The 13,308-nt window shown below is 64.9% G+C and carries 15 protein-coding genes; 12 read left to right on the forward strand and 3 right to left on the reverse strand.

Features of this window, described 5'->3' with window-relative positions; translation table 11 throughout:
- Both ED21_RS14190 and ED21_RS14195 read right to left on the reverse strand, forming a co-directional pair.
- Positions 1-340 (reverse strand): YkgJ family cysteine cluster protein (locus ED21_RS14190; protein ID WP_006834623.1); only part of this gene is annotated, 340 nt, incomplete at its 3' end.
- On the reverse strand, positions 328-939 hold the full coding sequence (locus ED21_RS14195) for an SCO family protein (protein ID WP_006834624.1): 612 nt from the start codon (positions 937-939) through the stop codon (positions 328-330). The genes ED21_RS14190 and ED21_RS14195, both read right to left, overlap by 13 nt.
- 73 nt (positions 940-1,012) lie before the next feature.
- On the opposite strand from ED21_RS14195, the gene ED21_RS14200 reads away from it, so the two are divergent.
- The 5 genes from ED21_RS14200 to ssb all read left to right on the forward strand — a co-directional run bounded on the left by ED21_RS14200 (position 1,013) and on the right by ssb (position 5,041).
- Positions 1,013-1,621: an ankyrin repeat domain-containing protein gene (locus tag ED21_RS14200; RefSeq protein WP_006834625.1), complete on the forward strand. Its 609-nt coding sequence runs from the start codon at positions 1,013-1,015 to the stop codon at positions 1,619-1,621.
- Positions 1,621-2,292: a COQ9 family protein gene (locus tag ED21_RS14205; RefSeq protein ID WP_006834626.1), complete on the forward strand. Its 672-nt coding sequence runs from the start codon at positions 1,621-1,623 to the stop codon at positions 2,290-2,292. Before ED21_RS14200 ends, ED21_RS14205 begins: the two co-directional genes overlap by 1 nt.
- A gap of 54 nt (positions 2,293-2,346) precedes the next feature.
- A complete protein-coding gene (locus ED21_RS14210) occupies positions 2,347-2,586 on the forward strand; it encodes a FeoA family protein (RefSeq protein WP_006834627.1) in 240 nt (79 codons plus the stop codon).
- A complete protein-coding gene (locus tag ED21_RS14215) occupies positions 2,583-4,430 on the forward strand; it encodes a ferrous iron transporter B (protein WP_006834628.1) in 1,848 nt (615 codons plus the stop codon). The genes ED21_RS14210 and ED21_RS14215 overlap by 4 nt, the downstream gene beginning before the upstream one ends.
- 89 nt (positions 4,431-4,519) lie before the next feature.
- On the forward strand, positions 4,520-5,041 hold the full coding sequence (ssb, locus tag ED21_RS14220; RefSeq protein ID WP_006834629.1) for a single-stranded DNA-binding protein: 522 nt from the start codon (positions 4,520-4,522) through the stop codon (positions 5,039-5,041).
- A gap of 76 nt (positions 5,042-5,117) precedes the next feature.
- On the opposite strand, the gene ED21_RS14225 is transcribed toward ssb, so the two are convergent.
- On the reverse strand, positions 5,118-5,405 hold the full coding sequence (locus ED21_RS14225) for a type IV secretion system protein VirB3 (protein WP_034922927.1): 288 nt from the start codon (positions 5,403-5,405) through the stop codon (positions 5,118-5,120).
- A gap of 333 nt (positions 5,406-5,738) precedes the next feature.
- Here ED21_RS14225 and ED21_RS14230 point away from each other — a divergent pair, with 333 nt between their 5' ends.
- From ED21_RS14230 to virB11, 7 genes are all read left to right on the forward strand, one after another.
- Positions 5,739-6,044 carry a TrbC/VirB2 family protein gene (locus tag ED21_RS14230; RefSeq protein ID WP_034922937.1) on the forward strand — a complete coding sequence of 102 codons (306 nt, stop codon included), beginning with the start codon at positions 5,739-5,741 and terminating at the stop codon, positions 6,042-6,044.
- Between the two features lie 138 nt (positions 6,045-6,182).
- On the forward strand, positions 6,183-8,558 hold the full coding sequence (locus tag ED21_RS14235; protein ID WP_006834632.1) for a VirB4 family type IV secretion/conjugal transfer ATPase: 2,376 nt from the start codon (positions 6,183-6,185) through the stop codon (positions 8,556-8,558).
- Positions 8,559-8,560: 2 nt separating this feature from the next.
- Entirely contained in the window at positions 8,561-9,733 is a 1,173-nt protein-coding gene (locus tag ED21_RS14240; RefSeq protein WP_006834633.1) for a type IV secretion system protein, read from the forward strand.
- Entirely contained in the window at positions 9,730-10,560 is an 831-nt protein-coding gene (locus ED21_RS14245; protein ID WP_006834634.1) for a virB8 family protein, read from the forward strand. The genes ED21_RS14240 and ED21_RS14245 overlap by 4 nt, the downstream gene beginning before the upstream one ends.
- Positions 10,557-11,240, forward strand: a complete 684-nt coding sequence (locus tag ED21_RS14250) for a TrbG/VirB9 family P-type conjugative transfer protein (RefSeq protein ID WP_156787501.1) — start codon at positions 10,557-10,559, stop codon at positions 11,238-11,240. The genes ED21_RS14245 and ED21_RS14250 overlap by 4 nt, the downstream gene beginning before the upstream one ends.
- Positions 11,237-12,295: a TrbI/VirB10 family protein gene (locus ED21_RS15560; protein WP_156787502.1), complete on the forward strand. Its 1,059-nt coding sequence runs from the start codon at positions 11,237-11,239 to the stop codon at positions 12,293-12,295. The genes ED21_RS14250 and ED21_RS15560 overlap by 4 nt, the downstream gene beginning before the upstream one ends.
- An 8-nt stretch (positions 12,296-12,303) precedes the next feature.
- A complete protein-coding gene (gene virB11 / locus ED21_RS14260) occupies positions 12,304-13,269 on the forward strand; it encodes a P-type DNA transfer ATPase VirB11 (protein ID WP_006834637.1) in 966 nt (321 codons plus the stop codon).
- The last annotated feature ends 39 nt before the right edge of the window (positions 13,270-13,308 follow it).

Consider the following 13,308-nt stretch of genomic DNA (forward strand, 5'->3'; position numbering starts at 1 on the left):
GGTCGCCCGTCAGCAGGTAATGCCAGCGGGGCAGGGGGCGATCCTCGGCGCGGCGGCGATAGGCGCAGGTGTCGGGCAGCCAGGGCACGCGGTCGACCAGTGTGAGGGTCAGGCGTAGGCAGTCGGGGACGAAGGCCTTGCGGTTCGCATAGTCCTTGCAGCGCGCGGTCCGGCAATCGAGCAGCGTGCAGGCGACATTGGTTTCCTCGATCTCCCCCGTGTCCTCGTATTCCACCTTGTGCAGGCAGCAGCGCCCGCAGCCATCGCACAGCGCTTCCCATTCCTGCCGGTTGAGATCGGCCAGCGGCCTTTCCCAGAAGCGATCTCTCAATTCACCCATTTCGCCAATTCCGCGGCTACGGCCTCGGGCCCTTCATCGGTCGGCAGGGTCGCCAGCGGCTCGCCATTGGGGCCGAAGAGATAGGTGATGTTGGAATGCTCTATGAGATAGCCGCCACCGGGCGAATCCTCGCCCCGGCCATAGAAGACGGCGAAGGCGGCAGCGGCAGCGTCGAGCTGTTCCTTGGTTCCCGTCATGCCGATGAGTCGCGGGTGGAAGGCGTCGGTGAACTCGGTCAGCACTTCGGGCGTGTCGCGCTCGGGATCGACGCTGACGAACAGCGGCTGGATCTTGGCGCCTGCCTCGGGGTTTTCCTCCTCAAACGCCTTCAGCCCGGCCATCGCGCGCTGGTTGTCGGTCGGACAGACATCGGGGCAATAGGCGTAACCGAAGTAGATCGTGCGATACTGGCCGTCGTAGTCGGACCAGCTGACATCTTCGCCGTCCTCGCCCAAAAGCGTGAAATCCCCGCCCAGCGCCGCCCCTTCGAGCGGCGGTCCTTCCTCGGGCGGCGGTGCCGGCGTTTCGCTCGAACAGGCGGCGAGAAAGAGGAGGGCGGGCAGGCTTGCATACTTGAAGGACATGACAGCACGGTTCATGGTCTGCTAACGGCGCGCATTCAAGGGTGCGACCCCCACGAAATTGCGAATAATCGAGCGGAGTAGAGTGTCAGTGCGCAGCGGAATCAAACAAGGTGTCGTCGTTGCAGGCGCGGTGCTGGCCATGCTGGCGAGCCCGCTGGCGGCGCAGTTCCAGACCGATGGCTACAAGTTCATCAAGGCGGTGCGCGACCGTGACGGCACGGTGGCGACGCAGATGCTCGACGAGCCGGGCAACACCATCGTCAACGCGCGCGAAATCGGCACGGGCGAAACCGCGCTACACGCCGTGGTCCAGCGGCGCGACCTGACTTGGGTGAAATTCCTCCTGCAGCGCGGCGCCAATCCCAATATCGCCGACAAAAATGGCGTCTATCCGCTTCAGCTCGCTGCACAGCTTGGCTTTATCGAGGGTGTCGAACGCTTGATCCAAGGGGGAGCGGATGTCGACGTTTCCGACGTTACGGGCGAAACACCGCTTATCAGCGCGGTCCATCGCCGCGATCTCAAAATGATCGAACTGCTGGTCGCACAGGGTGCGAACGCCGACCGCACCGACAATTCGGGCCGTTCCGCGCGCGATTACGCCACGCTGATGGGCGCCCGCTCGGGCACGCTCGACGCGATCGAGAAGGGTGAGACCTCGGACGAGGACGACGCCGAAACCTACGGGCCGAGCTAATGGACGCCGACACCCCCGACATCGCCGACCTGACGCTCGACGAGCTGCGCCTCGCGCTGGCCCCGGCCATCGCCGATGCCGCCGTGTTCGACGGCTGGAGCGACGAGGCGCTGGCCATGGCGGCCGAGCAGATGGGCGCCGATCCCGACGTGGCGCGGCTCGCTTTCAAGGGCGGCGCGATCGACATGGTTTTCGCCTGGATCGAAGCGGTCGACATGGCCATGGCCGCCGCCTTCTCCGAGGAGGTGATCGCGGCGATGAAGATCCGCGAGCGGATCCGCGCTTTGGTCCAGTTCCGCCTCGACGCGGTGGCAGGTCAGGAAGAAGCGCTGCGCCGCGCGCTGGCCATCATGGCCATGCCGCAGAACGTCGTGCGCTCGACAAAGCGCGGCTGGCAGACCGCCGACCTCATGTGGCGGCTCGCGGGCGATACGGCGACCGATTATAACCACTACACCAAGCGCGCGATCCTCGCCTCGATCTACGGCGCGACGCTGGCGGTCTTCGTCGACGATAGGAGCGAGGACAAGGCCGAGACCCGCGCCTTCCTCGACCGCCGGATCGAAGGCGTGATGCAGTTCGAGAAGGTCAAGGCCAAGTGGCTCAACCCCGATCGCGAGAGTTTCAGCGTCACCCGCTTCCTCGGCCGCCTGCGCTATCCGGCGCGCTAAAACGCTATTGATAACCAGTTGCAATTAGCGCCGCGCTCTGACAGGGCGGGGCGCATGACTTTGGACGGTTTCGACAGCGGGCGGAATGCGCGCATTACCGGCGTGGACTGGGCCTCCCTGGCCGAGGCTGAGGGCAAGCGCCTGAAAGCGCTCGGCGTGGATGAAGGGGCTGAAGTCGCCATTCTCCACCGCGGCGTCTTCGGCACGCGCGACCCCATCGCCATGCGTCTTGGCAACATGACCATCGCCGTCCGCCGCGCCCATGCGCGGGCCATTAGCGTGGAGGCCGCATGAGCCGGAAACGTACCGCAGCCCTTGTCGGCAATCCCAATTCGGGCAAATCGGCGCTGTTCAATGCGCTGACCGGCGCGCGCCAGAAGATCGCCAATTACGCCGGCGTCACCGTGGAGCGCAAAGCGGGGCGCATGACCCTGCCGAATGGCGAGCCGGTCGAACTGCTCGACCTGCCCGGCTCCTACAGCTTCGACGCGGCCAGCCCGGACGAAGCCGTCACCCGTGACGTGGTGAAGGGCACGTTCGAAGGCGAGGCCGTGCCCGACGTGCTGGTCATCGTGATCGACGCGGCCAATCTCGAACAGCATCTCGTCTTCGCGCAGGAAGTGCTCGAATTGGGACGGCCCACCGTGGTCGCGCTCAACATGGTCGACCTTGCCGAGCGCGACGGACTGACCCTCGACCCGCAGGCGCTGTCCGAATCGCTCGGCGTGCCGGTCATCCCGACCGTGGCGGTGCGCCGCCGCGGCATCAACGAGCTGAACGCCGCGATTGCCGAGGCCGAGACCCATGCGGACGAGGAAGCGCACCGCCGCTGGCACCTAACGCTGCCCGAACGCCGCCTGTCGGCCAAGCACATGGCCAAGGGCGCGATCCTGTCGAAATCGACTCGCCACACGATCGAGAACGGGGTCGACAAGGTCCTGCTCAACCCTTGGCTCGGCCCGGTCATCCTGTTCGGCCTGTTGTTCGTCATCTTCCAGGCGGTCTTCGCCTGGGCGACGCCGTTTGCAGATGCGCTGGAAGGCGGGGTGGGCGTGATCTCGCAGGGCGTCACCGAGACCATGGCCCCCGGCCTCTTCCGCGATTTCCTGACCGAAGGCGTACTGGCCGGTGTCGGCTCGGTGGTCGTCTTCCTGCCGCAGATCGTCATCCTCTTCGCCTTCATCCTCGTGATGGAAGCGAGCGGCTACATGGCGCGCGCCGCCTTCCTGATGGACCGGCTGATGGCGGGCGTGGGCCTTTCGGGCAAAAGCTTCATCCCGCTGCTTTCCAGCTTCGCCTGCGCCATTCCAGGCATCATGGCGACGCGCAGCATTTCCGACCCCAAGGACCGGCTGACCACGATCCTGATCGCCCCGCTGATGACCTGTTCGGCGCGCCTCCCGGTCTATGCCGTGATCATCGCCGCCGTCATCCCGGAGACGAGCGTCGGGCCGGGCGTGGGCCTGCAGGGCCTCGTGCTCTTCGCGCTTTATGTCGCTGGTATCATCGGTGCGATGGTGGTCGCGCTGGTTCTGCGCCGCACGGTGACCAAGGGCGCGGCCTCGGGCTTCATCATGGAGCTGCCGCGTTACCAGTTGCCGCGCCTCAAGGACCTCGCCATCGGCCTGTGGCAGCGTGCCTGGGTTTTCCTGCGCCGGGCGGGCACGATTATCTTCGTCGCCACCATCGCGTTGTGGGTGCTGCTGTCCTTCCCCAAGGCCGAGCCGGGCGAGAGCCAGCTCGACGCGAGCTATGCCGGCGCGGTGGCCGATACCATCCACCCGGTGCTGGAACCGGTCGGATTCAATCGCGAGATGAGCCTTGCGCTGGTCCCCGCCATCGCCGCGCGCGAAGTCGCCGTCTCGGCACTCGCCACGACCTACGCCGTGGACGCCGAGGACGAGGATGTCGCCGCGCAAGGGGTGACCGCCAAGATCGCCGCCTTGTGGAGCCTGCCCACCGCGCTCGCCTTCCTCGCGTGGTTCGTCTTCGCCCCGCAATGCCTGTCGACCATCGCGGTCGCCCGGCGCGAGACGAACGGATGGAAATGGCCCATCGTCATGCTGGTCTATCTCTTCGCGCTCGCGTGGATTGCGGCCGGGGCAACCTACTGGGTCGCGCTCAGCCTCGGGCTTTAGCTCTCTTCGGTGGAAAGCTCGCCTGCGCCCTAGAACCGACTCGCTTCGCCCGTTAGGCCAAGCGCCGAAAGTTACGAAGGAACGAATCGATGGCCGGTAGCCTCAACAAAGTCATGCTGATCGGAAACCTGGGCGCAGACCCGGAAATCCGCAGCTTCCCCAATGGTGGAAAGGTCGCCAACCTGCGTATCGCGACCAGCGAGCAGTGGAAGGACCGCAACACCGGCGAGCGTCAGGAACGGACCGAATGGCACACCGTCTCGATCTTTTCCGAAGGCCTCATCAATGTTGTCGAACGCTTCCTGCGCAAGGGCAGCAAGGTCTTCATCGAAGGCCAGCTGCAAACCCGCAAATGGCAGGACCAGCAGGGTAACGACCGCTATTCGACCGAAGTCGTGCTGCGTGGCTTCAACGGAACGCTGACGATGCTCGACGGCCCGCAAGGTGGCGCGGGCGGCGGCGGTGGCGGCGGCCAGGGATCGGGCGGCGGCTTCGGTGGTGGCCAGAGCTCCGGAGGCGGCGACAACTGGCGCAGCGGCGGCGGTCAGTCGGGCGGAAGCCAGGGCGGCGGCTCCAACTACGACGATCTCGACGACGACATCCCGTTCTGAGTCTTAGGGCACAAACAAACTGGGGGCCGCGGCGTAAGGAACGCTGCGGCCCTTTTGCTATGGACAGGTGGGAAGCTCAGGGCCGGTAGGAATTGCACCGCCATAAGCGATAGTTTTTCACCCGGGGGCAGGTGCGGACCTTGGTCAGCCACAGATCGAAAATGCGCGCTTCGCGCAGGCATGCGAGGACGCCAAGCGCGTGGACGGCCAGTGCGATCAGGATCACCCACCAAGCGCGGAAGATCAGGAAGAGCTCGACCGCCAGGATCGCGTTGATCACGAAAAAGGTGAAGGTCACGCCCGCAAACATCTGCGGCCGCGTAAGCGCTACGAAAACGGCGTCTTGGTTCAACCGATCAGGCATGCGAATCCTGTCCCCCTAACATTCGGTCGGTTTTCATAACACCGCTTAGGCAAAAGAAGAAGTCGAGCCGAAGTCGCCGCCAGTCGTCTTTGAAGTATTGATCGGACCGAAAGAAGGAAAGCCAGCGGTCCACCAATACGAGCCCCCGATGGCATCGCTGAGACTGTCCTAGCGACGCGTGATCACTTCCTACGACATTCTATATATATCTTACGTCATATTCCGATTGTAAGGCTTTGTCCCGAAAGGGTGCATTCTAGGCAAAATCGTTGACTCAAAAGCAATAACCGTGGCAGCTTCCGACAAGGTCCTAATATCACGGGGGTGGTGGCCTTGGCTCATTCGATTTGGAAAACGCCTGCAGTACTGCTTGCTGCGCTGACCGCGAGTTCGGTGTCGGCGGCCATTCCCGATCCCGAAGGCTCGAGTGTGATTGTCGATGCGCTGTCCTGGTTGCAGGGCACGCTGCTCGGCACTGCGGCCACGGTTGCCGCCGTCATTGCGGTGGCCGCCGTCGGCTTCGCCATGCTTACCGGCCGCATCAACTGGCGCCATGGCGCCGTTGTGATCCTCGGCTGCTTCATCCTCTTCGGTGCCGCGACCATCGTCGGCGGCATCCGTTCTGCGGCGGGAGGATAACGTGGCCGCAGCATCTCGCTCCATAAATCGGGCGCATACCGGAAAACCGGACGTCGCGATTCGCAAAACCCAGCGCGTGTGGTCGCGTGCGCTTAAGGACGATGACCCTGCTCACCGTCCCAAGCACGGCCACAGCGGATGCCACTTGCTGAGCGCCTGACCCTAGATTCTCGTGCCGCCGCGCGCGAGAAGGGTGCCGGGGAGCACCTGCCCTATCTCGCGCATGTCGATGACGTGACGCTGGAGACGCGCGACGGCCTGCTGATGCAGACGATCCGGCTGGGCGGCTTCCTGTTCGAAACTTCCGACACGGCCGAACTCAATTACCGCGCAGAACTGCGCGACGCGATGATGCGCGCGGTCGGCTCCTCACAATTTGCAATCTACCACCATGTCCTGCGCCGCCGGGCGGAAGACGTGATGGAAGGCGAGTTTCCCGACCAGTTCTCGCGCACGCTCGACCGCCGCTGGCGCGAGCGGCTGTCGGCGCGCAAGATGTATGTGAACGACCTGTTCCTCACCATCGTGCGCCGCCCGATGCAGGGGCGCGTGGGGCTGCTCGACAGAGCGCGAAGCTTCCTCAAGCGGCAAGTCGCCGCCGATCGCGAGGCCCAACGCGCCGGCGAATTGCGTTCGCTGCATAGTGCGACACAGGCGCTGACCGCGGCGCTGGGGCAATATTCGCCGCATGTGCTGAGCGTCTACGACACGCCGGGCGGCTATCGCTCCGAACCGCTCGAATTCCTCTCCTACCTCTACAACGCCGAGATGCGCCCCATCGCCCTGCCGCACGGGCCGGTGAACGACTATTTGCCAGCGCGCCGCGTCAGCTTCGGCCACCGCGCTTTCGAGCGCGACGAACTGGGCGGGGTGGACCGCAGCTTCGGGGCCATCGTCTCGATCAAGGACTACCCGACACAGACCATGCCGGGGATGTTCGACGAGCTTTACCGCATGCCGTTCGAGATGGTGGTCACACAGTCCTTCGCCTTCGTCGAGCGGGGCGAGGCTCTGCGGGAAATGAACTACGTACTGCGGCGGATGCGCTCCACCGACGACGAGGCGCTGTCGCTGCGCGACGATCTTACCAACGCAAAGGACGATGTGGCCGCCGGGCGAGCGGGCTTCGGCCAGCACCACGCTACCATCGCCGTCCATGCCGAAAGCCTCGAGGAACTCGACCGCGAGGTGGCCGAAGTCATCGCCGCGCTCGCCGATCTGGGCGTGGTCGGCGTGCGCGAGGAGATCGCGCTGGAGCCGTCCTTCTGGGCGCAGTTCCCCGGCAACTTCAAGTATATCCCTCGCAAGGGCCTCGTCTCGACGCGCAATTTCGCAGGGCTGGCTAGCCTCCACAATTTCCCCGTCGGGCAGGCGCATGGCAACCACTGGGGCGATGCGATCACGCTTTTCGAGACCACGGCAGCGGGGCCCTATTTTTTCAGCTTCCACCTGAACGACCTCGGCAATTTCACCGTCATCGGGCCGTCTGGTTCTGGCAAGACCGTGGTGCTCAACTTCCTCCTCGCGCAGGCGCGCAGGATCAATCCGCGGATCATCTTCTTCGACAAGGATCGCGGCGCAGAGCTGTTCGTGCGCGCGATCGGTGGCCAATACGACCGGCTGCGCCCCGGCGTGTCCTCCGACCTCAACCCGTTGCAGATCGAAGACACGCCCGCCAACCGCCAGTTCCTCGTCGATTGGCTGACGCTTCTGGCAGGCGGCGCGAACACCGAGGAAGCGGAACTCATCAGCGATGCGGTGGACGCGAATTTCGAGCAGGCCGACGAGCACCGCCGCCTGCGCAACCTCGTCGAACTGCTGCGCGGCCAGACCAGGCCGAAGGCGGGTGATCTCTATTCGCGCATGAAGCCGTGGTGGGGCGAGGGAAAGCGCGCCTGGCTGTTCGACAACGCGATCGACCGCACCGACCTTGCCGCCCGGACCATCGGTTTCGACATCACCGCGCTGCTCGACGATCCGGTCGAACGCACGCCTGCGCTGCTCTATTTCTTCCACCGGGTGGAGGAACGGCTCGACGGATCGCCCACGATTATCGTGGTCGACGAAGGCTGGAAGGCGCTCGACGACGAGGTCTTCGTGCGCCGGATCAAGGACTGGGAAAAGACCGTCCGCAAGCGCAACGGCATCGTCGGCTTCGCCACGCAAAGCGCGCGCGATGCGTTGGAGAGCCAGATCGCCAGCGCGATCATCGAACAGGCCGCGGTGCAGATCTTCATGGTCAATCCCAAGGCCCGCGAAGAGGATTACATCGACGGCTTCGGCCTCACCCCGCACGAGCTGGAGCTGGTCCGCAAGCTGCCCGACCAGTCGCACTGCTTCCTGATCAAGCGCGGCAACGAAAGCGTGGTCGCGCGCCTCAATCTCGAGGGCGAGAAGGACATGCTCACGATCCTGTCGGGCCGGGAAAGCACGGTCCGCGTGTTCGACGAGCTGGTCAAGGAAACCGGCACCGATCCCGAGGGCTGGCTGGCCCCGCTGATGGAGAGGGTCTGACCATGGCCTGTAACGCCATCCGCACCGGCGAACGCTATCTCGAAAGCGCGCTCGAGCACGTCGATTGCCAGGCGCAGTCGATCGGTAGCTTCGGTTACATGGCGCTGTCCGAACCCGGCTCCACCCTTTCGGTGGCGCTGACCGCCGTGCTGGTGATCTTCGTGGCGCTGTTCGGCCTGCGCATCGCGCTCGGCTACCCGATCTTCGGCCACGATCTGGCGAGCCACGCGCTCCGGCTGGTGATCGTCCTGACGCTGGCGACCAGCTGGCCGGCGTTCAAGGCCATCGCTTACGATGTGGTGGTGAGCGGCCCTGCCGAAATCGTCCAGACGGTGGGCGGTTCGGCCGAGCTGCCCGGGTCGGACGGCAGCCTCGCCAGCCGGCTCCAGAACGTGGACGAGGGACTTGCGCTGATGAACAAGCGCGGGGCGGGGCGGCGAGGAGTGCAGCAGGGCGACTGGTTCCAGCTGGGCTTTACCCGCAGCGCCTTCCTCACCGGCACGCTCGGCCCGCTGTCGCTGGTGCGGCTGACGGGTGGTATATTGCTGGCGTTGGCGCCTCTGGTGGCGGGGCTGCTGCTGTTCGGCTTCACCCGCTCGATCTTCACCGGCTGGGCGAAGGGGTTGGTGGCTGTCTTTCTGGCGACCATCCTCGTCTCGCTCCTCCTCTCCGTCCAGCTCGCGCTGATGGAGCCGTGGTTGCAGGGCGTGATCCAGCTACGCGCTGCCGACCAGCCGACGCTGTCCGCACCAACCGAGGGGCTGACGATGACGCTGGCCTTCGCGCTGATGTGCTTCGGCGCGATCGCTTTCGCAGCCTGGATTGCCTTCAACTCCTCGCTTTCGGCCAGGCTTTTCGCGCGCAACTCTACCGAAGCGCCGCAGGGCAGGCGCGAGGTGCTCAGTTACCAGACTGTCTCGACCAGCACGCGCGAGGACCGACTGCTGCACGGTCCCGCAGTGGCGGCCTCGGTGGCGCGCACGATCGAGCGCGACCAGCGCTTCGGTCGCGACCCTTCCGTGGCCCTGCTGGAACAGGCGCCCGGACAGCGCAGCGCCGCACCGGCGCAGCAGGCCACCCAGGTGATCCAGCGGCCCCAACCGCTCGGCAGCACGCACAGAAGCTCGGGAATGTCGTCGTCGCGGTCCCGCACCAACAGGGATGAGGCACGATGAACCAGTTCAGCGAGGTCAGGGAATTGAGCGAGGCGGAAGAGGAAACCGACAGCCCGCTGCGTGGCTATTACCGCGAGGCGCAAAGCTGGTCGGCCGATCGCGACGAGGCGCTGGCGTCTTCGCGCAAGACTGCGTGGATGGTGGCGGCGGCGCTGGGCGTGATCGCGCTGCTCGAGGCTGTGGCCATCGTCGTGATGCTGCCGCTGAAGACCGTTCAGCCCTACACGCTGCTGGTCGACCGCCAGACCGGTTACATCCAGGCGCTCGATCCGATCGAAGGGGAATCGATTACTCCGGGTCAAGCGATGGCGCGCTCTTTTCTCGCGCAATATGTCATCGCGCGCGAAGGCTTCGATATCGATACGCTGCAGGAAGACTATCGCCGCGTTGCGCTGTGGTCCGGCGGCGAAGCACGGAGACGCTACGTCGCCGAAGCGCAGGCGAGCAACCCGTCGAGCAAGCTCGCCACCCTGCCGCGTCAGGCGCGGATCGAAGTGGAGATCCGCTCGATCTCCTCGATCAACGCGGACACGGCGCTGGTCCGCTACGCCACCTATCGCACCGATCCGGGTGGCCAGCGGCAGGCGCCGCAGTCCTGGGCTTCGGTCGTGCGCTACCGTTTCTCGGGCGAGGCGATGACGGCGGAGGACCGGCTGGTCAATCCGCTGGGCTTCCAGGTCATGCGTTATCGCCGCGATGCCGAATATCTCGGCGATACGCCCGCTTCCGCGCCGGCCTATCTCCCTGCGGCGGACAGGCCGGACATCGTGATCCCTCGTCCGGGCAGTGCGGATGAAGCAGAGGTCGAAGCGGAGGAGATGCCGTGAGGACACTCGTGATCCTGCTTGCCCTGTGCGCTGTGTCCTTGCCGGGAAGGACGCTCGCGCAGGAAGATGCGCGCGTGACGATGCTTTTCGTCTCCGGCGATGCGCGGCTGACACTCCATACGGCGCTGCGCACGCCGCAGACGATCCTATTTCCGCAAGGCGAGCAGATCATCGACGTGACGGTCAGCGATCCCGCCATCTACCGGCCCGGTGTTTCCATGTCGGGGGACAGCCTCGTATTGGTGCCCGAAAGCGAAATCGGCTTTGCCCAGATGACGGTCGAAACCCTGGGCGGAATTTACGAGTTCGATCTCGTTCCCGTGCAGGCAGGCGAGGCGCCGTTGGTGGTGCAAGTCGGCGGGGCGCAGTCGCCGGTTGCAGGCGGTAGCTCGCAACCACAGGAGGTCCCGCCGGACACCGGCCAATATCGCCTGCGTGGTGATCGCGCGGTGAGGCCGGCCGCAATTTCGGACGATGGCACCAAAACCTATCTAATCTGGGGCGAGGAACAGGCCATGCCCGCCGTGTTCGCCATTGGCCCATCAGGCAAGGAAGAGATGGTCGAAGGTTATATGCGCGGCGGCGTTTACACCATCGACCGCGTCTATGCCGAGCTCGTCTTCCGCATCGACAAGGAAAAAGCGCGGGCGAAGCGCCGGCGCGACGGAGGCCGGCGATGACCGAGGACACCGTCGCTAAGCCGGAAAGCAGCCGCACGCTTCCCCTGGTCGCCGGACGCGCCGGTAATTCCAGCGTATGGATTTTCGCAGGGGCCATGGCTCTGGTTGCGGCGTTGCTTTTCTATGCTCTCGAGGCGCGGCGGAATTCACTCGCCAGCCCCGACGTCATGGTTCCTACGGAGGAAGGGGCCGGGCGCATTTCCTCTCCGCCGGAGCTGGTAGTTCCGGCCGAGCGCGAGGCCCCGCCGGACTTCGGCCTGCTCCTGCCTCCCGAACCCGAAGCTTTACCCCCGCCTCCGATCGTCTCCTTACCGCGTACGCAACCCGTCAGGCGACCTTCTCGACCAGTACCCCCTCCCGACGAAAATTATGTCGAGGAGCCGCCACCGCCTTCCTTGCGCGAAGTGACAAGACCCACACCGCGCCGTGTGGAGCGTCCTGCGAATCCGGCGAACCCCGAGCCGGCCTTGGCAGCACCGAGCGAGACCGAGCGAAAGTACCTCGTGCGCTTCGATAATCCGTCGACCACCATCCCCAAGGGCACCGTTATTCACGCGGTGCTCGAATCCGCGCTCGATTCCACACGGCCCGGGGCGGTTCGCGCGATCGTCTCGCGCGATGTCAGCAGTTTCGACGGATCGCGGGTGCTGATCCCGAAAGGCAGCCGATTGTTCGGGACCTATCAGGCCGGGCTTGCCCGTGGTGAAAAACGCGCGCTGGTCCAGTGGACCCGCCTGATGCTGCCCGAAGGCGTTATCATGGAACTGGATTCCCCCTCGGCCGATCCGCTCGGTCGGGCGGGCGTGAAGGGCAAGGTTGATTCGCATTTCTTCGGGCGCTTCGGCGATGCGCTGATGCGGTCGATCCTGGATGTCGGGGTGCAGGTTGCGGGTCGCGAAGTGGGCGGCGATACCGTGATCGTCCAGATGCCGCCATCCGCCCAGCTCGATCCCAATCCGAACCAGGATTTCCAGCCCACGCTAAAGATCAAGCACGGGACCAGTGTCTCGGTTTTCGTAGCGCACGATCTCGACTTTTCGCGGCAAGCTCGCTGAGGGGCGGGATGTCGCAGCAAGTCTATCTCGACACATTTCTCGCCCCCTTGGGGCCGTTTCTGTCGCAGGACGACGTGACCGACATCTACGTGAACCGGCCGGGCGAAGTATGGACTGAGCGGCTCGGAGGGCAGATCGAGTGCCACGAGGCGGCGGGACTTTCCGACCGCGTGCTTGCGCGGCTCGCCCGACAGGTAGCGGCCCATTGCGCGCAGGGAATCAGCCGTGAGAACCCGCTCCTCGCTGCGAACCTGCCGGATGGCTCGCGTATCCAGATTATCCTGCCGCCTGCGACGCGGGAGGATATCGCGCTGGCAATTCGAAAGCACGTGATGTCCGATCTGTCGTTGAGCGACATGAGCCGCATGGGATCCCTGGACAGGGTTGAAGTGACGAGAGCCGACCAACCCGGCGAACGCCCATTCGATCCGAGCGATTATGATAATGCCGAGGAAATGCTCCGCGCGGCTGTGGTGCAGCGAAAGACAATTCTCGTGTGCGGTGGCGCATCGACAGGCAAGACAACCATGCTCAACGCGCTGCTCGCCGAGATACCGCCGCAGGAAAGGCTGGTGCTGATCGAGGATACGCCCGAGCTTCGCCTCGTCCATCCCAACGCCGTCGGCCTCGTCGCCGCCCGCGGTTCGATGGGTGAGGCCGATGTCACTCCGGAAGACTTGCTCGTTGCGTCGCTGCGTATGCGACCCGACCGGATCATCCTGGGGGAAGTGCGCGGGAGCGAAGCGATGACTTTCCTGCGTGCGGCCAACACCGGGCACCCCGGATCACTCTGCACGATCCACGCCGATTCGCCCGAGCGGGCGATCGACCAGATGGCGCTGCTCGTCCTTCAGACAGGCCCGCGGATGGCGTGGGAAGATATCGTCCAGTACGTGCGTCGCTCGGTCGATCTCGTCGTCCATCTTGGCCGCGAAGGCGGGCGCCGATCGGTCAGCACAGTCATGGCCGTATAGGCCCCAACAAAGCCCATATAACCATGGGTATATGTCTCT

Source organism: Erythrobacter sp. SD-21 (assembly GCF_000181515.1).
GTDB lineage: Bacteria > Pseudomonadota > Alphaproteobacteria > Sphingomonadales > Sphingomonadaceae > Qipengyuania.

Excerpts from the sequence above, each read along its gene's own strand:
- ED21_RS14235 (WP_006834632.1), top strand. The coding sequence starts at position 6,183 with ATGCCACTTGCTGAGCGCCTGACCCTAGATTCTCGTGCCGCCGCGCGC.
- ED21_RS14210 (WP_006834627.1), top strand. The coding sequence starts at position 2,347 with ATGACTTTGGACGGTTTCGACAGCGGGCGGAATGCGCGCATTACCGGC.
- ED21_RS15560 (WP_156787502.1), top strand. The coding sequence starts at position 11,237 with ATGACCGAGGACACCGTCGCTAAGCCGGAAAGCAGCCGCACGCTTCCC.
- ssb (WP_006834629.1), top strand. The coding sequence starts at position 4,520 with ATGGCCGGTAGCCTCAACAAAGTCATGCTGATCGGAAACCTGGGCGCA.
- ED21_RS14225 (WP_034922927.1), bottom strand. The coding sequence starts at position 5,405 with ATGCCTGATCGGTTGAACCAAGACGCCGTTTTCGTAGCGCTTACGCGG.
- ED21_RS14205 (WP_006834626.1), top strand. The coding sequence starts at position 1,621 with ATGGACGCCGACACCCCCGACATCGCCGACCTGACGCTCGACGAGCTG.
- ED21_RS14245 (WP_006834634.1), top strand. The coding sequence starts at position 9,730 with ATGAACCAGTTCAGCGAGGTCAGGGAATTGAGCGAGGCGGAAGAGGAA.
- ED21_RS14195 (WP_006834624.1), bottom strand. The coding sequence starts at position 939 with ATGAACCGTGCTGTCATGTCCTTCAAGTATGCAAGCCTGCCCGCCCTC.
- ED21_RS14240 (WP_006834633.1), top strand. The coding sequence starts at position 8,561 with ATGGCCTGTAACGCCATCCGCACCGGCGAACGCTATCTCGAAAGCGCG.
- ED21_RS14215 (WP_006834628.1), top strand. The coding sequence starts at position 2,583 with ATGAGCCGGAAACGTACCGCAGCCCTTGTCGGCAATCCCAATTCGGGC.
- virB11 (WP_006834637.1), top strand. The coding sequence starts at position 12,304 with ATGTCGCAGCAAGTCTATCTCGACACATTTCTCGCCCCCTTGGGGCCG.